The sequence below is a fragment of the Acetobacter garciniae genome (assembly GCF_017377735.1).
Lineage (GTDB): Bacteria > Pseudomonadota > Alphaproteobacteria > Acetobacterales > Acetobacteraceae > Acetobacter > Acetobacter garciniae.
The window spans coordinates 660,040-682,916 of sequence record NZ_JAFVMH010000001.1 but is presented as its reverse complement, the minus strand read 5'-3'; the positions used below and the strand labels follow the sequence as shown (position 1 = coordinate 682,916).

Here is a 22,877-nt window from a genome sequence, read left to right as displayed (position 1 = left end):
ACCCCGTTTCTTACAAATGCAGGCGGCGGGCAGCGCGCGCCACCAGGCCCAGAGCAGGCACGGCCTGGCCCGCCACGACCGGAATGACCGCCTGCCTGCCACCCGGCAGGGATACCGTAAGCTGGCCTACTTCCTGCCCCTGCCTGACCGGGGCCAGAAGGGGCGCGTTATAATCGAGCGCGATATGGGTGCTGTTACGCCAGCCATGCGGGAGCAGCAGCTTCAGATCCTGCGCGGCAAGCAGGGGCACGGTCTGTGCCGCGCCCATCCACACGGGGGCCTGATCGACCACATCGCCCTTGCTGACGATCTGCGCGGTTTCGAAATTGGCCAGCGCCCAGCCCATCAGCCGCTCGCCTTCATTGGCGCGCGCGCCCGAACTGGGCAGGCCGTTCAGCGCAACGATCACACGCCGCCCATCCCGTTCGGAGGAGGCGCACAGCCCGTACCCGCCCGCTTCGGTATGGCCGGTCTTGAGCCCGTCCGCCAGGCCCTTGACCACCAGGCTGTTGCGATTTTCCTGCCTGATCTTGTTGAAGAAAAACTCTTTCTCGGAAAAAAAGTGATAATATTCGGGAAAGTCATGAATAAGACGCAGCGCCAGATAGGCCACATCCCGCGCGGACATGTAGTGGTTGGCATCCGGCCAGCCGGTCGCATTCATGAAGTGAGAATTGCGCAGGCCCAGCTTGGTGGCGGTATCGTTCATCAGGGCCACGAACTGGTCTTCCGACCCGGCAATGCCTTCCGCCAGGACAATGCAGGCATCGTTCCCCGACTGGATGACCATGCCCTGGATCAGGTCCTGCACCGCCACGCCCTGGCCGAGTGGGACAAACATTTTCGAGCCCTGCATGCGCCAGGCCTTCTCGCTGACCGGCAGCGCCTGATCGAGCTTGAGGCGGCCGGCACGCAGCATGCCGAAGGTGACATAGGCCGTCATCATCTTGGTCAGGGAAGATGGCGGCATACGCTCGTCGGCATTCTTCTCAAGCAGGGTGGCACCGCTGCCGTAATCGAGAATGCAGGCCCAGCGGGCCATGGTGTCGAGCGGGCCCACCAGCGTCATGGCCGGGCTGTCGGCCACCCCGCCTGCCTGCTGCCCGGTGGCGGGCGGCGTGGCGCTGTCCTTGGCATGCCTGGCCCCGGCATGGTGAGGGCGTGCGGCGGCGTTCAGCGCGAAGCCGCCAGAAAAAAGGGCTGCGCCCCCTGCGAGCAAAAACCGTCGAGTCTGCAACTTTTTTCCCTATTCGACGACGAGGTGAGATCCGGTTAAACCAGTGGCCAGCGCGCGTTTCAAAGCCGCATCCGCCTCCTGTATAGTCACAAAGGGGCCGAAGCGGACAGCCCACAACATGCCTTGCCCGACCATGGCGGGGCGCAGCACGCCACCCTGGCGCGCCGCCTGGACCATGGCCGCGTAGCGCGAGGTGAAATCCATTGTCTCCACCCAGAACGTGCCCGGCCCCGGCTGGCCCTGGCGCACGACTGCGGGCAGGTCAGGCAGGACAGGGGCTGCGCGCGGCGCGCCATCGGCGGGGGGCGGGCCGCTATCGGTCCCGACCACACTTACCCCCTGCGCGCCGCCAAGGTCTGTCTGCGTCACCCGTTCCAGCGGGGCGGCACTGATCTGGAGCATGGGCCCGCCCGGCAGTGTTTCGGCCAGTTGGCGGCTGGCTGCCTCGTCTTCCACCACGCGAACCTGGGCTGGCCCGCGGCCCATGGCCAGCAGATCGGCCGCACGGGCGGAAAGGGCGATCATGCGCCCGGCCTCGGCCGGCCCCCGGTCGTTCAGGCGGATCGTGACCTCACGCCCGTTTTCAAGGTTGATGACCCTTACGACGGAAGGCAGTTGCAGGCTCTGGTGGCTGCCAGTCATGGTGGTGCTGTCGCGCACCTCTCCATCGGCGGTCAGTTCACCGTCCTTGCCGGTCTGCCGGACCGCAACGCCCGTACCCTGCCACGAAAATTCCTCACGCGGGTAGAACCAGCGGCCATCCGCCTGCCAGGGTGCGCCCACCACGTAATGGGGATCGGGCCTGGCGCGTTGGCCATGCGAACAGGCTGCCAGCGCCAGGCAGCCGAGAAAAACCGCTTTCTTCACGTTATTGCATCACCCAGAAGGCCCACGCCCAGCGCATAGAAATCCGAAGGGTTGTACCGGCGGATGACGTTGAAATTATGGTAGACGATAAACGCCTCGCCCCCGGGGCCGTCCGGCCTGATAACAGCGCCTTCGGGCGCAGACCCCACAAAACTGCCCGCACGCGGCCTGACCCCCTGCTCCGTCCACCACGCCATCGGCCTGACCGCCGCACGCCCCAGAAGAGCCTGGTCCATCGTGTCGGGCACCATGACCTCTTCACCCCAGGGCTGGCCGTCCTGCCAATCGCACCTGGCAAGATAGTTTGCAATAGAGGCGAAGACATCGCCTTCATTATGCCAGATATCGCCCCGCCCGCCGGCGGGAAAGCTGGCGGCGTAGCGTTCGTACGCACTGGGCATGAACTGCGGCTGCCCCATGGCCCCGGCATAGCTGCCCAGCATGCCTTCAGGGGTTGTGGCCCCTTCGCCCAGAATATGCAGGGCCTTGAGCAGTTCGGCCCGGAAGAAGGTGGCCCTGCGGCCGTCATAGGCCAGTGTCGCCAGCGCATCGATGACGGAATAAGTGCCCATGCGCGTGCCATAGGCTGATTCCAGCCCCCATATTCCCGCAATGGCCCCTTTGCTGACCCCGTAATGGCTGCTGACCTGCCCCAGCAGGTCCGCGCGCTGCGCCGTTGCATCCAACCCGTCCGACAGTTTCTTTTCCGTCAGGACACGATCCTTGTATTGCGCCCATGTCAGGGTGAATTCCGGCTGGTGGCGATCGGCTTGCAGAACCTTGGCGTTGGGGCGTGGGCTCAGGGCAAGCGCGCGCGCAACCAGCGTGGCCGAAAGCCCCTGCGCCACGGCCTGGCGCCGCACCCCGGCCAGAAAAGCCGCGTATCCTCCATCGGCCTTGGGGTGTGGCGATAATGGCCGCGCCACCGCTGTGGTACCCCCCGGGACCACCCCCGCAGAAGTTCCCAGGGCGGCCACGCCACAAGCAAGCAAAGTCCTTCGCAGCATCGGCTTTGATCCGTTCCGGCTATTTGGCGCAAGACTACCGCGCAACACGTCCCTTGTCAGGATATCTCGCGCATTTTTCACGCAGTGGAGCCGTGCCCGCAGGCACAGTGTCGCGCCCGGGCCACAACTTGACATCCGCCGGACAAAAGCGCCTGTTACTGCTCGTCCCACCGGCCGGTACGCCTGTGCCTGTACCCGCTTGCCTTGACGGGAGAACAGATTTTCCTTGCTGGACCATCTTCTGGAACTGAGCGCTGCCAGCCCGCTGCTTCAGGTTGCGATTGTCATTTTAGCCACGTTCGTGCTCGAAGACGCCGCAACCGTTATCACCGCCATTCAGGTCCGGCTGCACACCATTACTCCCCTCACGGCTCTTCTGGCGCTGTATGCAGGCATTATCCTGGGCGATATCGGGTTGTACGGGCTGGGCCGCCTGGCCGCGTGCTGGCCACCCGCACGCCGCTGGGTCACGCTGAGCGAGCGGCGCGCGCCGCATGACTGGCTGGCGCGTCGCCTGTTCTGGGTGGTTTTTATCAGCCGCTTCGTTCCCGGCACGCGCCTGCCGCTTTATACGACCTGCGGGTTCCTCAATGCCGGGTTGCCTGTATTCACCCTGGCCACCGCCCTGGCGACGCTGATCTGGACGACTGCGTTATTCACCCTGTCCCTGCGTGTGGGCGATTTCCTGCTCCAGCATCTGGGGGCATGGCGCTGGGTGGGCATAGGCGGCTTCGTTCTTGTCATCAGTCTTATGGGGCATGTCTTCGCCCGCATCCAGAAGCGCAAAGCATGAACACCCGAACAGACCCTGTGGAGGGCACCACCACCGTGACCGAGCCGGACAAGAAGCCCAACCCGCTTTCCCTGTTCGAGTTCTGGCCCGGCTGGATTTTCTATACACCCGTCGTGATCTACTGGATCCTTCTGGGCCTGCGGTACCGCGATGTCACGGTGCCGACGGCGGCCAATCCGCGTATTGTCACCGGCGGGCTGTGCGGGGAAAGCAAAAGCAGCATACTGGACATGGCCGGTCCCTATGCCGCCGGCTGGATCGCACCCTATACCACCTTCGTTACGGGCATGAACGACCTGCCCCGCGCCCTTGACGCCATTGCAGCCAGGGGACTGACCCTGCCCGTCGTGGTCAAGCCCGATATCGGCTGCAATGGCACGGGCGTGAAACTGGTGCGCTCCGAACAGGATCTTGCAACGGCCCTTGCCGCATTCCCCCGCGCGACCGAACTGGTCATCCAGAAACTGATACGCTGGCCGCATGAGGCCGGGGTGTTCTATATCCGCCACCCGGACAAAACGCAGGGGGAGATTTCCTCCCTCACCTACAAGGAGATTCCGACCCTGGTGGGCGATGGGCGCCACACCGTGCTTGAACTGCTCCAGCGCGACAGCCGCACAAGCAAGGTGCTGCATCTGTATGCCCCACGCCTGAAATCGCGCCTTGATACCGTGCTGCCCCAGGGTGAGCAGCTCGACCTTGTTTTTGCGGGCAATCATTGCAAGGGGGCGATCTTTCGCAACGGGGCTGCGGATATCACGCCCGAATTATGCGCGCGGATGGATACCATCATGCGCGATATTCCCGATTTCCATTTCGGGCGGGTGGATATCAAGTTCCGCTCGAAAGACAGCCTGCGCCGGGGCGAGGATTTTGAAATTATCGAAATCAACGGCGTCGGTTCGGAAGCCACCCATATCTGGGATGCCCGCACAACCCTGCTGGAAGCCTATCGCGCGCAGTTCCACCATTATGGCGAAGCCTTTCGCATAGGGGCGAAGAAAAAGGCGGCGGGATGGAAACCAACCCCGCTTTGGCGTGGCATTCGCCTGTGGCGGCGCCAGAAGCGGCTCCTGGCCTCCTACCCCCTGAACGACTGACCCTTGCCCGATTGAACCGCCAGCCCCTGCTGCGGGCAAGCCGTGGCCTCCTGCCCGATCCGCGAATGCGCGCGGCCATAAAAGCGATATGCGGCCCAGCCGCACAGGGCGTATCCGATCAAAAGCAGCAACGGCAGCGGATCGCCCGCCAGCAGGGCCAGAACCATGTCCGCGCATAAGGGGGCGACCATGACCAGGCAGAAGCCTATCCCCAGCAGCGGAACGTAACCGATCCAGATTCCGCGGATATGAAAGCCGCCCAGCGGCACGCAGAACAGGCGGGGTGCCTCGGGTGCGGCATTGCGCAGCCAGATCACGGTCAGGCAGACGATCCCGAATGCGGACGCAGTTCCCAGGCTGACCAGATCGCTGATGATATCGATCGGCAGCACCGCCGTGGCAGCGGCCGCGAGCAGCCCCAGCAGAAGACTGCCCAGCCATGGTGTCTGGAAACGACCATGCAGGCGCGAAAAGACCGAAAACAGCAGGCCATCCTCGGCCATGGCGAAAAAGATACGGCTCTGGGCGTAAAGCAGCCCCAACAGGACGGAGCACAGCCCGATCACCGCCCCAAGCTTGACGCATAGCGCAAGCCAGGGCTCGTTCATGGCGTTCACGGCAATGGCGAGCGGGTCCGCCACGTCAAGGGAACGCCATGGCACGACACCAATCAACACTGCTGCGACAACCATGTACACGAGCGTGCATATGACCAGGGCCGCCACAATGCCCAAGGGCACATCCCGCCGCGGGTGACGCGCCTCGGCCGAGGCGGTGGAGACGGCCTCGAACCCGACATAGGCAAAGAAAATGATCGACGCCGCCCGGAAGATACCGGGAATGCCGTAATGGAACCCCCCTTCATGCGGGGGAATGAACGGCACCCAGTAGGCAGGGTGAACGTGCCGGATGCCAAAGGCCACGAACAGCACAAGTACGCCGACCTTGAGCAAGACCACGCAGGCATTGATCCTGAACGATTCCCGCACCCCCACGACCAACAGCAGGCTGACCGCCATGATCGCCCCTGCCGCGGGCAGATCGAAGCGCCAGCCCGCCACGACCTGCCGCCCGGCCCCATTGGTCATAATCTGCAACGTGGTGGATGACAGAGCTTTTGGCACATGCAGCCCGAAATCATGCGCCAGGCTGACTGCATAACCCGAAAAACCGGCTGCCACACCCGCACAGGACACGCCGTATTCCAGCAGAAGCAGCCAGCCCACCGCCCATGCCCAGCCTTCCCCCATGCTGACATAGGCGTAGGTATAGGCCGAACCGGACACCGGCATGACAGAGGCCAGTTCCGCATAGGACAGCGCCGTGAACAGGCAGGCAATCCCCGCCACGATAAACGACAGCAGAATGGAAGGCCCCGCATAATCGGCCGCCGCCGTGCCGGTCATGACGTAAATGCCCGCACCGATCGTGGAGCCCACGCCGAGCACGGTCAAGTGCAGCGGCCCCAGCGTTCTTTTCAGCCGCTGGGTGCTGTTTTCGTGCTCCAGCCTTTCGAGCGTCTTGCAGCGCTTTGGCGCAGGCATGGCGTGGCCCGCTTTCCTGTCAGATCGCGAAATGCAGGAAACACCAGGCCGCAGCCCCCGCCCCCATGCAGTACACCGCAAACGGGGTCATGGCCCAGTTATCGTGGTCACGGAAATAGCGCATGAGAAAGGCCGTGCTGACCAGCGCCGTAATCGCGGACACCACGGCCGCGATCAGCGCGATGTGCATCTGACCCGGCTGTAGCGGAATATGGCGCATCTTGAACGCCTCGCGCACGGTGGCCGCCAGAATGACAGGCTGGGCCATGAGAAAGGAAAAACGCGCTGCTGCGTCATGGTGCAGGCCGCGCAGCAGGCCACCGCATATGGTCGCCCCCGAGCGCGAAAGACCGGGAAAAAAAGCCAGGCACTGGAACAGGCCGATCACCACCGCATCGCGCGAGGTCAGCGCGGCGATGCAGCGCACCTCCCGATCGGGGACGGACCCCCGCAGTTTTTCGCTTAGCAGCAGAAGCAGGCCGTTCAGAAACAGGAAGCCAGCCGCCGAGGAAGCAGAGCCGAATACGGAGCGCAGCAGATGCTCGAACAGGCCGCCCACCACCACGGCGGGAATCGTGGCAACGGCAAGCAGCCAGAAAATATGAAAGCTCTCCAACTGGATGCGCTGGCCTTCAAAACCCAGCACGCCCCGGATCAGGGCGGCCCAGTCCTTGGAAAAATAAATCAGCAGGGCGACCGACGTGCCCAGGTGCAGCATGACCAGGAACGGCAGGAACGTCGCGTCATGCGGGTCATAAGCCCAATGCAGCACGGAGGGCAGGATAACCGCATGCCCCAGACTGCTGACCGGAAAAAGTTCCGTCGCTCCCTGAAGAATTGCCATGATAAGAGCTTGAAAAAAAGACATGTCCGGTCACGATCCACACTAGCAGGCTACCCTGCTGTTCTTGCACCAAGCACCCATGTGCTACAAGGTTTTCCGTTGTTTCCCACATGGGGGACAAGACCCACAGACAAGGAAACCGGCAGGTCATGGGCAAGCAAGGCCAGATAGGCGCAAGTATCTTCAGCATGCTGGTTCTGTTCGGCACGGCTGTTTTCATGCTGTACGCCTATAAAACCCAGAAAACGCCAGGAACTGCCAGCTACGAACTGTCGGCGCGCTTTGTCTCTGCCACGGGTCTGGCACGCGGGGCGGATGTCGATATGGCGGGCGTGCGCGTCGGCCGTGTTTCCTCCGTGACCCTGGATACGCAGACCCAGATGGCCATTGTCCGCTTCCGGGTCGATACGGCGTTGCGCCTGCCCCGCGACAGCCTGCTGAGCATCGGCAGCGCCACGCTGTCATCGGACAGCGCGCTGATGATCGAGCCGGGCAGTGCGACCGAATTCGCAGCCCCCGGCACCCTGCTGACGCACACCACGGAACCCACAAGCCTTGAACAGCAGGTCAGCAACTACATTTTTGGCGTAAGCACACTCGAGCAATAGGCGGAAAAACAAACGGCGGCGCAAAAAATTTCCCGCCATCGTCACCCACGACTTGACGCATGATGTGGGACACGGTAGATCAGCGCCACCAACACGATGGCGGCGTAGCTCAGTGGTAGAGCAGGGGAATCATAATCCCTTGGTCGGAGGTTCAAATCCTTCCGCCGCTACCATGGTTTTTCCTTTATATTCCGTGACTTTCCGAACGATCATCTCTGTGGTCCAAGGATTTGGCAGTCACTTGATTCCTCCCTTTCCCGCAACGCTAGTCACTCCCGTCTCCTCCTGCCTCTGGTCGAGAGCACGGTATGAGAGCTTGGCGATCGCGTTCAGGGTGCGTGTTTTCTGATTAGCATGGCGCACGCACTTCGACCGGTGCTGCCACGCTACCCCATCTATAGTGGATATGACTTCCTGTTCTGGGCGGCCGAACAGCGTCAAAAGCCGATCCAGGTCATCATTGCATGTCTTTTCGGGTGAAATGTGCGGCGCTTGCCGCGGGGCCTTGTCTCAAGGCCTTTAAAAGCCGCTTGTCAGCAGGAATATCCCCTGCCCGGCATCGCCTCTTGCTTTCCCGCCCAAGCGGGCATGAGCGGACGCCATCCCCGGCCCACGACAATGGGCGGGGGATAGAGTCAGATTTTCAGCCTTCGGAGAGTTCGGGCTGCGGTTCGGTAGAAAGATCAGTCTCTTCCGGGCCTTCATCCACATCCGGCTGGCTTTCGCCTTCTTCCACCGCGTGGGACTGGGCGCGGGGCTGGCGCGTGCTCTGGCGTTCCGCACGTTCCTGCTGGCTTTGCTGGGCAGCCTGAGCCATGGCGTTCATGATACGGAAATAATGCTCCGCATGCTGGAAATAGGCCTCGGCCGCGACCCGGTCACCGCTGCCCGTGGCATCACGCCCAAGCTGAAGATATTTTTCAAAAAGCTGCTGGGCCGTGCCTCTGACACGTACATCAGGGCCATGACTATCAAAAACATGATTCCGGTTCATGGGAATCTGGCCGTTCAGTTGCCTGGACGCTCCATTGCTCCCGCCGGAACGATGATGTCTGGTCCGCATCCGTTTTACGTTCATGGGTTTACCACAGTGCTTTCCTGTTCATGGCACTTAGCATGAGGAAACAGTCCGATAGAAAAGGCATGTTCCTGAATGAAGGCCGAATTGTTTTTGGGAGGGGCTTTTAAACGGCAACGGTATGCGCATTGCCAGACGAAAGGCCCTTACCGCTTGTCTGGCAGGGAGGAGAATATGAATTCCCCGGCTGCTGCAAAATCAAGCAGCACTACCATACCAACCACAGCGTGCAATGCCAACCGCTTTTTTCCATCTCTCACAAACACATCATGCATCAGCAGCACGCAGGACAACCGCACGGGGTATTCCGCCCAGATCGGGCTGCACCGCCACCACATTCAGCCCGGCCTGCCGCGCCAGATCCCGCAAGGCCGTCTCCTGCCCTATCCCGATCTCGAACACGCCAATGCCGCCGGGGGCGAGCAGCGATGGCAGGCATTGGCACAGCACCCGATAGGCATCCAGCCCGTCTGCCCCGCCATCCAGTGCGGCAACGGGTTCGTGCTCGCGCACCTCTGGCATGAGGGTGTCCAGATCCTGTGTCGGGATATAAGGCGGATTGCTTACAACCACATCGAAGCGGGCATGACCGGCCAGGGCCTGTGTCCATTCCCCCGCCAGCATGGCCGCCCTGCCCGCCAGCCCCGAACGCTCCGCATTGCTGCGCGCGAGCGCTGCCGCCTTTGGGTTGATGTCGATACCTATCCCCCAGGCTGCGGGGTATTCGGCCAGAACGGCCAGTAGAAGACACCCGCTCCCCGTCCCCAGGTCCAATACCGACAGGGCGCGGGTCTGGTCTGGGCAGTGTTCCAGCACACATTCGACCAGGGTTTCCGTATCGGCCCGGGGCACGAGGGAGGCACCCGACACCGCCAGGTCCAGGCTCCAGAACCCCTTGCTTCCCGTGATATAGGCAAAGGGCTCGTGCCGGGCGCGGCGTTCCAGCCAGGACAGGAAAAGAGATGCGGGAACGCTCTCACGCGCGGAACGGGCAAGCATCTGCTCGGCACTCAGCCCCAAGGCGTGCTGGAGCAGCAGCCGGGCCTCGCGCCGGGGGCTTTCCACGCCTGCCTCCTCCAGTCGGCGCGTGCCTGCTTGCAGGAGCCGCTCTATTGACTGGTGGTTTTGAGTATTGTCTGCTGTCACGCTGTCGATCCTCAAGTCGTGGCCTGGCGTGTCGTTCTCATGCGTTTTTTCTATCAAGCTGCCTGTTTTACCCGCGTTACCCTGTTCCGTACCATGCCGCGCATTGCCGTCGCATTACCCGGCCTTGCCCTGGCGGCCCTGCTTGCCTTCCCCGCCCTGGCGGGAGACTTCTCGGTTACGGACGGCAAGGCCGACAGCGAGGTTTCCGAGGTGTCACGCATCTATCTTGACGGCAAGCTGGTCGCCACCTTCCGCCTGGACGACCAGCGGCGCGAAAGGACAGTTCATATCCCCACGCAGGAGGGGCAGAGCCAGCACACCTACACCTTATGTGGGGAAATTACGGTCCGCACGGAGGAAGGCAAGGTGGAGACGCATGAAATCAGCAGTGACGGAACCTTGCGCAACCCCGATGGGCATCACTTTTTCGCCCTCGGATCATCCGGCTTTACGGATTTCTTCCTGATCGACCCGACAGCGCCCGACAGCGCCACCCATTCCCCCGGCCGGTCAGACGTGTGCGCGGCCCCCATCAGTTAAAAACCGCTAGAGCCCTTCCGCCGCCAGAAGCATGGCCTGTTCTTCCTGGGTCAGCGCGTCCACGAATTCGTCGAGTTCACCCAGCATGACACGGTCGATCTTGTAGAGTGTGAGGTTGATCCGGTGATCCGTCACGCGGCCCTGGGGGAAGTTATAGGTCCTGATCCGTTCGGACCGATCGCCTGTTCCCACCTGCGAACGACGATCCGCCGCGCGGGAGGCATGGGCCTGCTCACGCTCACGCTCATAAAGCCGCGCGCGCAGGATTTTCATGGCCTTGGCACGGTTCTTGTGCTGGCTTTTTTCCTCCTGCATGGACACGACAATGCCCGTGGGCAAATGCGTGATCCGCACGGCACTTTCCGTCTTGTTCACATGCTGCCCGCCAGCGCCCGAGGCCCGGAACACATCGATACGCAGTTCCGTCTCGTTCACGGTAACGTCCACCTCCTCCGCTTCGGGCAGCACGGCCACGGTCACGGTGGAGGTATGGATGCGGCCCTGGCTTTCCGTGGCGGGCACGCGCTGCACCCGGTGCACGCCGGATTCATATTTCAGCCGGGCAAAAACGCCCTTGCCGTTGATTTCGGCAATACCGCCGCGCAGGCCGCCCAGTTCGCTTTCGTCATAATCCATGACCGTAAAGCGCCAGCCTTTCAGCTCGGCATAGCGACGATACAGATCGAACAGTTCGGCCGCGAACAAGGCGGCTTCATCCCCCCCGGCGGCGGGCCTTATTTCCAGAATGGCGCTGCGTTCATCCGCCACGTCCTTGGGCAGCAGGGCCAGCCGCACATCCCTTTGCAGGTGCGGCAGGCGTTCGTGCAGTTCTTCCAGTTCGGCGCTGGCCAGTTCCTTCATTTCCGGATCGGCCAGAAGCTGCTCGGCCTGGATCACGGCCTGCTCGGCCGCGCGCAGGTCGTTGATCCGACGCACAAGGTCGTCGAGTTCGGCATACTCGCGCGACGCCTGGGTAAAGGCCTCGCCACTCAAACCGCCGGATAACTGTGCCTCAAGCTCCAGGGCCCGGCTGACAATACGGTCCAGCCGTTCATCCAGGTTCATGACGCAAAAATGCTCCGTGCCTCTGAACACAAGGCATCGCGCGAGACTTCGCGTTCTTCACCGCTTTCCATGACCTTCACACGGAACACGCCACGGACCAGTTCTTCCTCACCCAGGAACAGCACGTGACTGGCATTCTGCTTGCCGGCCCGTTCCATGCGCTTGCGCAGGGAGCCCTTGTAGCCGATCTCGGTGCGGATACCCTGCGCGCGCAGGGCCTGCAGAATCTGGCACACCGCCGCCTCGTCCGGGGAACCCACAGGAACGATCACGACGGAACGGGGTGCGGGTGCCACGTCCTCAAGCAGCATGGCCAGCCGCTCCACCCCGGCTGCCCAGCCTATGGCGGGAATATCCGGCCCACCCATCTGCTTGACCAGCCCGTCATACCGCCCGCCAGCCAGCACGGTGCCCTGTGAACCCAGGCGGTTGGTCACGAATTCGAACGTGGTGTGGTTATAGTAATCGAGCCCGCGGACAATGCTGGGGTTGATCGTGTAGGCAATGCCGAACATGTCCAGCTTCTGGCGCAGTTCGTCCCAGAAGGCGCGCGCCTCCGGCGTGAGGAATTCGGCCATCATGGGGGCATCGGCCACAAGGGCGCGATCAGCAGCGTCCTTGCTGTCGAGAATGCGCAGCGGGTTTTTTTCAAGCCGGGCCAGACTGTCTTCTGACAGGGTGCCTTTATGGGCCGAAAAATAATCCACCAGCGCCTGCCGCCAGGCCGTGCGGCTTTGTGTGTCACCCAGCGTGTTCAGTTCCAGCGTCACGTAATCGGCAATGCCCAGCGCCTTGAGCACGGCATGCCCCAGGGCAATGGCTTCGGCATCGGCCAGAGGTTCGGCAGCCCCGATCAGTTCTGCCCCGATCTGGTGGAACTGGCGGTAACGCCCTTTCTGCGGGCGTTCGTGGCGGAACATGGGGCCTGCGTAAAACACCTTTTGCGGCAAAGACTGCGTAAGCGCATTCGTGACCAGCGCGCGGCAGACGGCCGCTGTCCCTTCCGGCCGCAGGGTCAGGCTTTCGCCATCGCGGTCGGAGAAGGAATACATTTCCTTGGACACCACGTCCGAGGTATCGCCCAGGGAGCGGGAGAAAACGCGCGTATCCTCGAAAATGGGGGTCGACCATTCATCAAAGCCATAGAACCCGGCAATCTCGCGCGCGGTGCCGACGACATGCGCATGGCGCCGCTGCTCCTCACCGATAAGATCGTGCGTTCCTCTTACAGGCTGAATGGTGCTCACGGTATGTTCTGTTCCCGACTGGACGCCCGCCCCGGCAACAGGGGCTGGCCGACCTTGTTTTTCTTTATGATATCAGGGTGATATCGGGCGCGCGCCAATGGCGCGGCCAGACCGCGCCACCAGCACACCGCCGGATGTCATTTGGCGGAGGCCATGTCCGGCAGTTCGGACTTCTCGCCTTCCTGCTTGGCCTTGGCTTCTTCCGCCTGGATGGCGGCCACGCGCTGCTCGACCAGTTCCACGACATGTTCGATCATGTCGCCACCAGGGATGGTGTGGTCCTGCTTGCCGGCGGAATAGACCATGTGGCGTCCCGAACCACCGCCTGTCACACCCAGATCGGTCATCAGCGCCTCACCCGGGCCGTTCACCACGCAGCCGATAATGGACAGCGTCAGCGGGGTCTTGATATGCGCCAGCCGGTCTTCGAGCGTCTGCACGGTTTCCACCACGTTGAAGCCCTGCCGCGCGCAGGACGGGCAGGAAATGATCTTCACGCCGCGATGGCGCAAGCCCAGGGATTTGAGAATATCCCAGCCCACCAGCACTTCCTCTTCCGGTGCTGCGGACAGGGAGACACGCATCGTATCGCCCACACCGGCCCAGAGCAGGTTACCCAGCCCGATTGAGGACTTGACCGTGCCCGCCCGCTTGCTGCCCGCTTCGGTAATGCCGATATGCAGCGGGTAATCGCAGGCTTCGGACAGTTGCTGGTAGGCGGCGACGGCCATGAACACGTCCGATGCCTTCACGCTGATCTTGAATTCGCGGAAATCGTGATCTTCGAGAATCTTGGCGTGTTCCAGAGCACTTTCCACCAGCGCTTCGGGGTTGGGCTCGCCGTATTTTTCCAGGAGATGCTTCTCAAGCGAACCGGCATTCACGCCGATACGGATGGAACAGCCATAATCCTTGGCGGCGTTCACCACCTCACGCACACGCTCCGGGCTGCCGATATTGCCCGGGTTGATCCGCAGGCAGGCCGCCCCGGCCTTTGCCGCCTCGATCGCGCGCTTGTAGTGGAAGTGAATGTCCGCCACGATCGGCACGTTCACTTCACGGACGATTTCCGCCAGTGCCGCCGTGCTTTCCTCGTCCGGGCAGGACACGCGCACGATATCGACCCCGGCCAGTTCGGCCCGGCGAATCTGCTCGATCGTCGCTTGGGCATCGCTGGTCAGCGTATTGGTCATTGTCTGAACGGAAATCGGTGCATCCCCACCGACGGCGACCTTGCCGACATGGATTTTCCGAGATTTCCGACGCTCAATATGCTGGTAAGGCCGGTAGCCGCTCATCTTACATCCTTTTGTCGAGACGACAGTTGGCGGGCACAACCGTGTTCGGCGCCACGGCTTGCACGCGAGGTTTGGTGTTGTCCTGCCAAAAACGGAGCCAGTTGGCTACACATAAAGCATGGAAAGAGCCATTCAGCGCGCGTCGGTTCCCTGGAGCTGACGTGCGTTCAGGTCATCGGCGCTGGGTTCATCCGCGCTGGATGACGCCTGCGGCGGCATTGACGGCGCATGCGTTGCAGCAGGCGGAACAACAGGAGCCACGACTGCGGCCGGTGCGTCGCGCACGCCCTGTACCGCAGGATTATCATTAGCCGAAACCGGGCCTGCCGCCAATGCGGGCTGCACAGCACTACCAACCGATACGGCAGCCGGTGTCGCCAGGGATCCATCGCGCACGGCCTGCGCACTCAGCAAAAGATGCCTGCGTACCGCACCGTTCCGCCCCAGTGCCGGGGTGGTCACGCCACCCGCGCTCACCACGATACCGCCCGCATTGCCAACAGTCAGGCTATAGGGACCACCCGCCGCGGGCACCGTCCATTCCTCATCGGGTTGCAGCACATGGTCATAAACCGTCTTGCCCTGCGTATCCTTGACCTGCACCCAGCTTGCCGCCTGCGCCTTCACGACAATCTGATCATCCGGCACGGCCTGCGCCACGGGTGGCACCACCTGCCCGGTCGCGGGCGGAACAGGAGCAGCCGGTGTCGCGCCGGGGGCTGGGGGCAACGGGTCAGCAGCACCCTGGCCCTGCATGGGGGGTGGGTCCTGCAGCACTGCGGCATTACCGGCATTGGCCACCGTTGCCGTATTCCCCGCCTGGCCCTGCTCCACCGCCTGGGCCGCCGCATCCGCGACGGAAGGGGCAAGGGGCTGGGGCATGCGGGTCGCGTGTTCCGGCAGAAGGGACGCCACCTGGGGGGATGGCGTGTTGCGCGTGGCCTCACCCTGCATCAGGCTGGCCACGGGCGGCACGTGTTCCGGCAGGGGGGAGCTACGCCCCACAAAGCAATACCACCCGACATAACTTGCCAGCACGACCACAAGACCCAGCGAAATGGAAACAGCAGGTGGCAGGCGGCGGTCGGGCACGGGATCGGGGAAATCGAGTACGGGCTTGTGCACGACCGTCCGGGTTTCCTGCCGGTAGCGGTTGATCAGAATGGCGGGATCGAAGCCGAGGGCCTGCCCATAGGTGCGCAGGAAACCCAGCGCATAGACCTCGGCTGGCAGCACTTCGGGCAGCCCGGCTTCCAGCGCATTCAGATAAACGTCACGAATCCGCAGCCAGCCCGATACCTCTTCGAGCGACCAGCCCAGTTGCTCACGGCGCTCACGCAACGCCCGGCCGACGCCCAGAGCTGCGACGTCGGGTAAGACATGGGACGGGTTTTCCTGTCCCTGCTCGGCACCGTGGGCGTGTTCAGCCATCAGCATCCATACGTCGTTGTTGTCTGACCAGAGCTACCACGGCCTGGTCAATCAGGTCAGCAATAATCTGCGCAACCGGCTGCACGGCCGTGACCATGCCAACGGACTGCCCCGCCATGACCGAACCATGTTCGATATCGCCATCGATGACCGCGCGCCGCAAGGCCCCGGCCCAGAAATGTTCGATCTCGAGCTGCGCTGCCTCACGCGTCAGGTCTCCGCCCTGGAAGCGGCGGATGACATCGGCCTGGTGGGCCAGGAATTTCCGCCCGCCCTCATTCGCAAGCCCCCTTACCGGAATGACCGGAAAGCGCTCATCCAACTGGGCGGATGTCACCGCATCGCGGGCTGCGGCGCGCACAAAGGCCTTCTTGAACTTTTCATGCGCGATGCTTTCCTGGGCTGCGGCAAACCGCGTGCCAAGCTGCCCACCCGCGGCCCCCTGCTCCAGGTAGGAGACAAGCGCATCCCCCCGGCCCAGACCGCCCGCGACGAACACCGGAACGTCACGGATATGGGGCAGGATTTCCTGCGCCAGAACCGTCAGCGAAACCGGGCCGACATGCCCGCCCGCTTCCGCACCTTCGATCACCAGCGCGTCCACACCCATGCGGACCAGCCGCTTGGCCAGCACCAGCGCGGGCGAGAAGGCGACAACCTTCGCGCCACCGTCCTTGATCGCCTTGATGGCAGCCCCGGGCGGAATGCCCCCCGCCAGCACGATATGCCCCACCCCGGCTTCGAGACAGACCCTGATCAGGTCGTCGAGCATGGGGTGCATGGTAATGAGGTTCACGCCAAAAGGCTTGTCGGTCATTTCACGCGTGGCTGCGATTTCCTCGGCCAGGCGGTCGGGCTCCATGGCCCCGCAGGCAATGACGCCGAACCCGCCCGCATTGGAAATGGCGGAAACCAGATGCCGCTCGCTCAGCCACGACATCGCCCCGCCCAGGATGGCGTAAGGCGTGCCCAGAAATTCGGTGCCGCGGGCCCACAGCCGGTTCAGCCGGTTGCGCGCGCGCGTCCATTCCACATCCGTGGGTGGGCGTTCGGCCAGAAGGGCTTCAGACATTGTCCAGGCCGTAGGCTGTGTGCAGCGCACGCACGGCAAGTTCCGCATATTCGGCTGCAACCAGGACCGAGACCTTGATCTCGCTGGTGGAAATGGCCTGGATGTTGATCGAACGCTCATACAGGGTGCGGAACATGGTGCTGGCCACACCCGCATGCGAGCGCATGCCCGTGCCCACCACGCTGACCTTGACGATATCGGGGTCGGTCAGCAGTTCCTCGTACTGCACGGCGTCACGGACGGATTCCAGCACGCTGATGGCGCGCGGCAGGTCGGTCTTGCCGGTGGTGAAGGTGATGTTCGTGGTGCCGTCGGCCCCGGTGGCCTGCACGATCATGTCCACGTTCACGTTGCTTTCGCTCAGCGGGCCGAAAATAGCCGCGGCAATGCCGGGACGGTCGGGAATACGCCGCACCGACACCTTGGCTTCATCACGGGAATAGGCAATGCCGGTGACCAGTTTCTTTTCCACGATTTCGTCCTCATCCACCACCAGGGATCCGGGAAGCTGGCCTTCCATGACCGCCGGACCATCTTCAAAACTCGACAGCACCTGCACGCGCACACCCTGGCGCATGGCCAGGGCCACGCTGCGGGTCTGCAACACCTTGGCCCCCACAGACGCGAGTTCCAGCATTTCCTCGTAGGTAATCTTATCGAGCTTTTGCGCCTTGGAGACAATCCTGGGATCTGTCGTGTAGATCCCGTCCACGTCGGTATAGATATCGCACCGATCGGCCTTGATCGCGGCCGCAAGCGCCACGGCCGATGTATCGGACCCGCCGCGCCCAAGGGTGGAGACCCGCCCGTCGGGCGCCACGCCCTGGAACCCCGCGACAACGGGCACGACACCTTCGGCCATGCAGCCCAGCAGGTGTTCGCCGTCGATCGTGTCCAGGCTGGCCTTGCCATGCGCCGAATCGGTGCGGATCGGCACCTGCCACCCCGCGAAGGAGCGCGCGGGCACGCCAAGGCTCTGCAAGGCAATGGCCAGCAGCCCGCTTGTCACCTGCTCGCCGGTGGCGACGATCGAATCGTATTCCTTGGGGTCATGCAGGGGGGACAACGCCTGGCAATAGCCGACCAGCCTGTTGGTCTCGCCCGCCATGGCCGACACCACCACAAGCACGTCGCACCCGGCGTCCTTCTGCTTTTTGACACGCTGGGCCACGGCGCGAATACGATCGAGATCCCCCACGGACGTGCCACCGAACTTCATGACAACCCGGGGTGCGGAACCGGACATAGCTTTTATCTCCACCTGAGCAGGTCGCAAAAAAACCTGCCCCTCACGCGCTCTCCTGCTATCAGCGATGACAGAAAAGACGCGCGCGGACAGTTGCGCAGCTTCACAAGGCGCGTCACATACCCTTCTCGGCCCCCTTTCGTCCAGCGGGGAGACCAGCAGGAAAGGAATTTGTTGTATGTTTGCATCCACTCCCCAGGCAGACCCGCAGAAAGATCCCCAGCCCGCTGGCTCCGTTTGCGCCGAGGAAATCGCCCGTTTCAGCGCCCTGGCGGACCAATGGTGGAACCCCACGGGCCCCATGCAGCCCTTGCATGCCATGAACGGGCTGCGGATCGACTGGGCCTGCCGCCATCTGCCCCTGCGCGGCAGGACATCACGCCGCGCAAGGGTGCTCGATATCGGCTGCGGAGCAGGTCTTGCGAGCGAGGCGCTGGCCAAGGCAGGCTATGACGTGCTGGGGCTGGATGCATCCGCCGACGGCATTGCCGCCGCCCGCCGCCACGTGGAAGCCCACCCTTTGCCCCCAGGCTCCGGCCCGCTGGACTACAGGGTCGGCAGTGCGGAAGAACTGGTGGCAGAACACCAGCGCTTCGATGCGGTGGTAGCCTTAGAAATTATAGAGCATGTCACTGACCCTGAAGCATTTTTTGAAATGCTGGCGCAGTTGGTGGAACCCACTGGCGTGGTGATTGTCTCGACTCTGAACCGCACGCTGCGTTCATTGGCCGTGGGCAAGATCGGCGCGGAATATGTCATGCGCCTGCTGCCCATCGGCACGCATGAATGGCGCAAGTTCATCCGCCCTGCGGAACTGGCCCATTATGCCCGCGCCGCCGGGCTGCGCATGGACGCCATGACAGGCATGGCCCCCACCAGCCTGCTGCCGCTGAGCAGCCCGTGGAAAGAAACCCGTGACCTTAGCGTGAACTATATAGCAGCGTTCCGAAAATACTGATTCTAAAGCTTTTTCATTCGCACCACAGGCGCTGGTGTTCGGCCAGCAGCCGGGACTTCACGCCTGTGCGGGCAAGGTCAGGAATTCAAAGCAGGTGGGGCTGCCCACGGGCGTGAAGTCCCATGTGAAGTTGATCTTGCCGGTCAGGCTATCGACCTTGAAGGACGTGATGGAATCACTCCGCTGGTTCGCGACATACAGGTAGCGGCCCGTCGGGTCGAATTTCAGCGCACGCCCGTAATCGGCATGGGTCCAGATTTCATCCACCAGGGTCAGTGTCCCATCCGCTGCGATCTGGAAGACCGCGAGCGAGTCCCCCAGCCGGTTGGACACGTATAAAAACCGCGCATCGGGTGACAGCAGAATGCCTGCGGCCAGCGTGCTGCCATGGAAATGCGCTGTCAGGCTGCTGACCGTCTGCTTAGGGGTAATAAGCCCCGTCTGCGGATCGAAATCGGCCACGACCACCTTGGAATCCTGTTCACACAAGATAAACAGCCTGCGGCCGTCCTCGCTGAACTGGAAATGGCGCGGGGCGGAGCCGGGTGTCATGGGAACGAACGGCACCTTGGCAGGGCTGAGGCGACCGCTTTGCATATCCAGCCGCCAGACATAGACACGGTCCAGCCCGGCATCGGCCACCAATACGAACCGGCCGGACGGGTCGGCATGGATCATATGCGGATGGGCGGCCGAATGATCGCTGATCGCAAAATTGCCCGGCGGGTTATCCGCCGCCCGATCGGGCATGCGCGGGCCGGAATTATGGATGAGCGTTGTCATCTCACCCAGCGAGCCATCGGGTTTGACCCTCAGCAGCGCGAACGTGCCGCCGGTATAGTTCGCGACCATCACATAGCGCCCGGAAGGATGCACGCTCAGATGCGCGGGATCGGCACCGCCCGAAGCAACCGTGTTGAGCTTGGTCAGCACAGCACTGCCCTGGTCGATCGAGAAAGCCGTAACGGAACCGCTATGCTGGTCGTTATAATCGTTGATCTCGTTCACCGCGTAGAGAAACCGCCCGTCGGGCGACAATGCGATGAAGGACGGACTTGCGACATCGGCATAGGTCGCGACATGGGTCAGCGCACCGGTGTCGGGGTTCATTTCAAACAGGCCCAGCCCATCCGCATTGCCACCCGGCGGCCCATGCTGCGTATAGCCGCCGACATAGCAGAAGATCCGTTTGGGGGCGGATTTCACGGCACCATCGGGGGGTGCCGAGCCGGCGGGAGAAGCGCCGCCCTGTGCTGCCGGGGCCTGTGCCGGTTGTGCCTGAGCCTGGGATGGCGCTTGCGCACGGGCCTGGCCACACGCCACGCTGCCGGACAAAACCCCGGCTGCAAGGCTGCCCTGCCAAAAGGTTCGCCGCGAAATTCGTCCCGCCATCCGGGCACCTCCTTCCTTCAAGTCCGGGGATTTCCCGCAGGAGATTTCCCTCAGTATCCCCTTTCAGGGCATTTTACACATTGGCCCCATCGGCGGTCCCGTGTAACGGGTCCAGGTCTGGGTTTCGCCAAAAATGGGCAGGCCGAGATAGCCGCGCAGCTTCAGCACATCCGGGCGGGGGGACCATATCTGCGCATCGTAGACATGCCCTGTATCGGGGTCGAGAATCTGCCCCCCCAACCGCCCCTGGTTGTCATCCAGGGGGGTAAAATCCGTCAGCATGGTAATTCCGCATTCGGACTTGCCGTCATGCCCGTGCGGCACGTCCGTGCCATCGTAGCGCAAGCCCACAAGACGGCCGCAGACGGTCTGCCCGCATTGCTCAATCCTGAAAACACCGTCGTGATCCTGGCTGAGCCAATAGCCCATCAGCGCCCCGGAGGATGCGGCATACAGCGTCCGGGGAGCCGCAATACCCAGGAACAGCCCCATGGCCAGCGCGGACGCCACACGCCCCCAGACCTTGCGGTTCCAGACTGCCCGGCCCGTATCCCTGTGCCTTTTCATGCCTTTTTCCTCCGTCGGGCCAGGAAGAGTAACCACGCCGCACCCGCTATCTGCACCGGCAGGGACATTCCGCCCCTGCGGTAATACCTCATAGGGCGTGGCCTGTATCCCGACCCATCAATTCTCGGTCTTGCCTATCCAGGGAATGGTATGAAACTCCACCCCCTCGTCTTCCAGTGTTTCGCGCTGGGGCTGGGTCATGTCCCCGTAAATACCGCGTTCGGGGGCATCGCCCTTGTGGATGCGCAACGCCTCCTCGGCAAAGCGTTCACCCACATTCTCGCAATTTTCTTCTATGGCGCGGCGCATCTGCCGCATGGCGCTGACCACGACATCGGGCAGGCCCGCAGGCGACTGCCTGCGTGCGACCGGCCCGCCGGGCCCGCCCATACCTGATGCGCCAGCCGGTTCAGCGTCAGGTGCATCGGGCGGGCCACCGGGCAGTTCCCTGCCCTGCTCGCCAGCCTGCTCTGCAACCGCGCGCGCGCGTCCACTGCTGACAATGGCCGGGGCCATGGGCGCCTGTTCCACCTTCGACGTGCCACAATCCGGGCAGGACAGCAGGCCCGCGCGTTGCAGCCGCGCGAATGTGGCACTGTCCCTGTACCATCCTTCAAACCCGTGATCGCCCGCACAACGCAACTGGTAACAGATCATTCCGCCCTACTTTCGCATGGACATGACCGCCTGGGCGGCCTGTCAGCCAAGGCCAAGCAGGGCGTCGAGCTTGCCCGAACGCTCCAGCGCCATCAGGTCATCGCACCCGCCCAAGGCGTTACCGCCGACGAAAATCTGCGGCACGGTAGTGCGCCCACCCGAACGGCTTGTGGACGCAGCCCGTTCGGGCGTGCCGCGCGGCGCATTGATTTCCTTGAAAGGCACGCCCTTACGTTCCAGCAATGCCACAGCACGCATGCAATAGGGGCATCCGGGCTGGGTATAAATTTCGATATCGGGCATGAGCAGACCTTCTGTCGTTTTTTCAGGCGCCCGGCCAGACCGGCACGCCCCCCGCCCTGTCAGGCACGGGTTTTGTTCATGTCTGACAACTCTATATCAACATCTGCGCGCGCAGGCACCACTCCGGCGACAAGAACATGCACGTTTTGCACCCCGGCCTCGCGCAGGGCCCGTGCGCAGGCCGATGCCGTGGCCCCGCTTGTCAGCATGTCATCCACCAGCACGACCTGCCGCCCTGCCAGAAGGTCGCGTCGGCTGGCGCGCACGCCCACCGCCTGGCTGACCTCCTTCTGCCGCGCGGCGCGGGAAAAACGCGCGAGCCGTGCCGTGGGTCGCCTGCGCACCAGGGCGTCGGGCATGTGATCCAGCCCGCTCAACCGCGCAACCACCCGCGCCAGAAGTGCTGCCTGGTTGTAGCGCCGGGCCAGCAGCCGCCACCGATGCACGGGCACAGGCACCAGAAGGCTGCCGGGCTGGAGAATATCCGCACCCACCGCAACCATGCGCGCGCCCAGATAGGCCGCGTTATCCAGCCGGTCGGCGTATTTGAGCTGCAGGATCAGCTCCCGCGTGCCTCCACCATACACAAAGGCCGCGCGGGCCTGCCCCCATACCGGGTGGTGGCGTTCGCATGCCTTGCATAGCCCCTGCGGCCCAAGCAGGGCGGCCGAGGCCTGCGGGGCGGCACAAGCCTTGCAGAAAGGCTGGCTGACGGGTTGCAGGCGGCCGAAGCATTGCGTGCAGACCAGCCCCGCCTGCGCCACGTCTGTCCCGCATAGCAGGCAGGAGGGTGGGTATAGCATGTCCAATGCCGCCCGCCCCATCCTGCCCATGATCGTCCCGCGCATTCTGGGCTCCCGCTCCCGTTACCGGCCGC

The 22,877-nt window shown here is 63.1% G+C and carries 24 protein-coding genes and 1 tRNA gene; 7 read left to right on the top strand and 18 right to left on the bottom strand.

The genetic code is table 11. From position 1 onward, the window contains the following. Nucleotides 1-10: 10 nt before the first annotated feature. From J2D77_RS03030 to J2D77_RS03020, 3 genes are read right to left on the bottom strand one after another with little or no spacing between them, the layout of a single operon-like run. Nucleotides 11-1,237 (bottom strand): D-alanyl-D-alanine carboxypeptidase family protein, encoded by a 1,227-nt coding sequence (locus J2D77_RS03030; protein WP_207844783.1) that lies wholly within the window; start codon nt 1,235-1,237, stop codon nt 11-13. Nucleotides 1,238-1,246: 9 nt separating this feature from the next. Continuing rightward, nucleotides 1,247-2,104 carry a septal ring lytic transglycosylase RlpA family protein gene (locus J2D77_RS03025; RefSeq protein ID WP_207844782.1) on the bottom strand — a complete coding sequence of 286 codons (858 nt, stop codon included), beginning with the start codon at nt 2,102-2,104 and terminating at the stop codon, nt 1,247-1,249. Further along, on the bottom strand, nt 2,101-3,111 hold the full coding sequence (locus tag J2D77_RS03020; RefSeq protein ID WP_207844781.1) for a lytic murein transglycosylase: 1,011 nt from the start codon (nt 3,109-3,111) through the stop codon (nt 2,101-2,103). Before J2D77_RS03020 ends, J2D77_RS03025 begins: the two co-directional genes overlap by 4 nt. A gap of 226 nt (nt 3,112-3,337) precedes the next feature. On the opposite strand from J2D77_RS03020, the gene J2D77_RS03015 reads away from it, so the two are divergent. Both J2D77_RS03015 and J2D77_RS03010 read left to right on the top strand, forming a co-directional pair. Beyond that, nucleotides 3,338-3,904 carry a DedA family protein gene (locus tag J2D77_RS03015; protein ID WP_207844780.1) on the top strand — a complete coding sequence of 189 codons (567 nt, stop codon included), beginning with the start codon at nt 3,338-3,340 and terminating at the stop codon, nt 3,902-3,904. Continuing rightward, complete coding sequence (locus J2D77_RS03010; RefSeq protein WP_230975417.1) at nt 3,901-5,004, top strand: ATP-grasp domain-containing protein; 1,104 nt, start codon at nt 3,901-3,903, stop codon at nt 5,002-5,004. Before J2D77_RS03015 ends, J2D77_RS03010 begins: the two co-directional genes overlap by 4 nt. Here the strand turns inward: J2D77_RS03010 and J2D77_RS03005 are convergent. Beyond that, the gene (locus J2D77_RS03005) at nt 4,986-6,548 is read right to left on the bottom strand and encodes an APC family permease (protein WP_207844779.1); all 1,563 of its coding nucleotides are present in this window, start codon (nt 6,546-6,548) and stop codon (nt 4,986-4,988) included. The genes J2D77_RS03010 and J2D77_RS03005 overlap by 19 nt on opposite strands. Before the next feature lie 19 nt (nt 6,549-6,567). Beyond that, complete coding sequence (locus J2D77_RS03000; RefSeq protein WP_207844778.1) at nt 6,568-7,416, bottom strand: undecaprenyl-diphosphate phosphatase; 849 nt, start codon at nt 7,414-7,416, stop codon at nt 6,568-6,570. Nucleotides 7,417-7,541: 125 nt separating this feature from the next. Here J2D77_RS03000 and J2D77_RS02995 point away from each other — a divergent pair, with 125 nt between their 5' ends. From J2D77_RS02995 to J2D77_RS17420, 3 genes are all read left to right on the top strand, one after another. Next, entirely contained in the window at nt 7,542-8,000 is a 459-nt protein-coding gene (locus J2D77_RS02995; protein ID WP_207844777.1) for an MlaD family protein, read from the top strand. A gap of 98 nt (nt 8,001-8,098) precedes the next feature. After that, nucleotides 8,099-8,173 (top strand) — tRNA-Met (locus J2D77_RS02990). Nucleotides 8,174-8,354: 181 nt separating this feature from the next. Beyond that, nucleotides 8,355-8,480, top strand: a complete 126-nt coding sequence (locus tag J2D77_RS17420; RefSeq protein WP_269142509.1) for a hypothetical protein — start codon at nt 8,355-8,357, stop codon at nt 8,478-8,480. A 163-nt stretch (nt 8,481-8,643) separates the two neighbouring features. Here the strand turns inward: J2D77_RS17420 and J2D77_RS02985 are convergent, their stop codons facing one another. Together J2D77_RS02985 and prmC are read right to left on the bottom strand one after the other, a co-directional pair. Beyond that, nucleotides 8,644-9,078, bottom strand: a complete 435-nt coding sequence (locus tag J2D77_RS02985) for a DUF4167 domain-containing protein (RefSeq protein ID WP_207844776.1) — start codon at nt 9,076-9,078, stop codon at nt 8,644-8,646. Between the two features lie 267 nt (nt 9,079-9,345). Continuing rightward, nucleotides 9,346-10,224, bottom strand: a complete 879-nt coding sequence (prmC, locus tag J2D77_RS02980) for a peptide chain release factor N(5)-glutamine methyltransferase (RefSeq protein WP_207844775.1) — start codon at nt 10,222-10,224, stop codon at nt 9,346-9,348. A gap of 93 nt (nt 10,225-10,317) precedes the next feature. Between prmC and J2D77_RS02975 the strand changes: the two genes are divergently transcribed. After that, nucleotides 10,318-10,764, top strand: a complete 447-nt coding sequence (locus J2D77_RS02975) for a hypothetical protein (protein WP_207845008.1) — start codon at nt 10,318-10,320, stop codon at nt 10,762-10,764. A gap of 6 nt (nt 10,765-10,770) precedes the next feature. Here J2D77_RS02975 and prfA read toward each other — a convergent pair whose 3' ends face one another. From prfA to J2D77_RS02945, 6 genes are all read right to left on the bottom strand, one after another. Then, entirely contained in the window at nt 10,771-11,829 is a 1,059-nt protein-coding gene (gene prfA / locus J2D77_RS02970; RefSeq protein WP_207844774.1) for a peptide chain release factor 1, read from the bottom strand. Beyond that, entirely contained in the window at nt 11,826-13,076 is a 1,251-nt protein-coding gene (hisS, locus tag J2D77_RS02965; RefSeq protein ID WP_207844773.1) for a histidine--tRNA ligase, read from the bottom strand. Before hisS ends, prfA begins: the two co-directional genes overlap by 4 nt. Before the next feature lie 137 nt (nt 13,077-13,213). Then, a complete protein-coding gene (gene ispG, locus J2D77_RS02960; protein WP_207844772.1) occupies nt 13,214-14,374 on the bottom strand; it encodes a flavodoxin-dependent (E)-4-hydroxy-3-methylbut-2-enyl-diphosphate synthase in 1,161 nt (386 codons plus the stop codon). A gap of 132 nt (nt 14,375-14,506) precedes the next feature. Beyond that, the gene (locus J2D77_RS02955) at nt 14,507-15,805 is read right to left on the bottom strand and encodes a helix-turn-helix domain-containing protein (RefSeq protein WP_207844771.1); all 1,299 of its coding nucleotides are present in this window, start codon (nt 15,803-15,805) and stop codon (nt 14,507-14,509) included. Beyond that, a complete protein-coding gene (locus J2D77_RS02950; protein WP_207844770.1) occupies nt 15,798-16,877 on the bottom strand; it encodes an NAD(P)H-dependent flavin oxidoreductase in 1,080 nt (359 codons plus the stop codon). The genes J2D77_RS02955 and J2D77_RS02950 overlap by 8 nt, the downstream gene beginning before the upstream one ends. Further along, on the bottom strand, nt 16,870-18,123 hold the full coding sequence (locus tag J2D77_RS02945) for an aspartate kinase (protein ID WP_207844769.1): 1,254 nt from the start codon (nt 18,121-18,123) through the stop codon (nt 16,870-16,872). Before J2D77_RS02945 ends, J2D77_RS02950 begins: the two co-directional genes overlap by 8 nt. Before the next feature lie 178 nt (nt 18,124-18,301). On the opposite strand from J2D77_RS02945, the gene ubiG reads away from it, so the two are divergent. Continuing rightward, on the top strand, nt 18,302-19,081 hold the full coding sequence (ubiG, locus tag J2D77_RS02940; protein ID WP_207844768.1) for a bifunctional 2-polyprenyl-6-hydroxyphenol methylase/3-demethylubiquinol 3-O-methyltransferase UbiG: 780 nt from the start codon (nt 18,302-18,304) through the stop codon (nt 19,079-19,081). 57 nt (nt 19,082-19,138) lie between these two features. Here the strand turns inward: ubiG and J2D77_RS02935 are convergent, their stop codons facing one another. The 5 genes from J2D77_RS02935 to J2D77_RS02915 form a co-directional block, all read right to left on the bottom strand. Next, nucleotides 19,139-20,473, bottom strand: coding sequence for a lactonase family protein (locus J2D77_RS02935; RefSeq protein ID WP_207844767.1), 1,335 nt, complete (start codon nt 20,471-20,473; stop codon nt 19,139-19,141). Nucleotides 20,474-20,536: 63 nt separating this feature from the next. Further along, a complete protein-coding gene (locus J2D77_RS02930) occupies nt 20,537-20,965 on the bottom strand; it encodes a DUF2147 domain-containing protein (RefSeq protein ID WP_331000061.1) in 429 nt (142 codons plus the stop codon). Nucleotides 20,966-21,157: 192 nt separating this feature from the next. Beyond that, nucleotides 21,158-21,697 carry a DUF1178 family protein gene (locus J2D77_RS02925; protein WP_207844765.1) on the bottom strand — a complete coding sequence of 180 codons (540 nt, stop codon included), beginning with the start codon at nt 21,695-21,697 and terminating at the stop codon, nt 21,158-21,160. Between the two features lie 42 nt (nt 21,698-21,739). Beyond that, a complete protein-coding gene (gene grxC / locus J2D77_RS02920; protein ID WP_207844764.1) occupies nt 21,740-22,000 on the bottom strand; it encodes a glutaredoxin 3 in 261 nt (86 codons plus the stop codon). A gap of 59 nt (nt 22,001-22,059) precedes the next feature. Continuing rightward, nucleotides 22,060-22,848, bottom strand: coding sequence for a ComF family protein (locus J2D77_RS02915; RefSeq protein WP_207844763.1), 789 nt, complete (start codon nt 22,846-22,848; stop codon nt 22,060-22,062). Nucleotides 22,849-22,877: the final 29 nt, after the last annotated feature.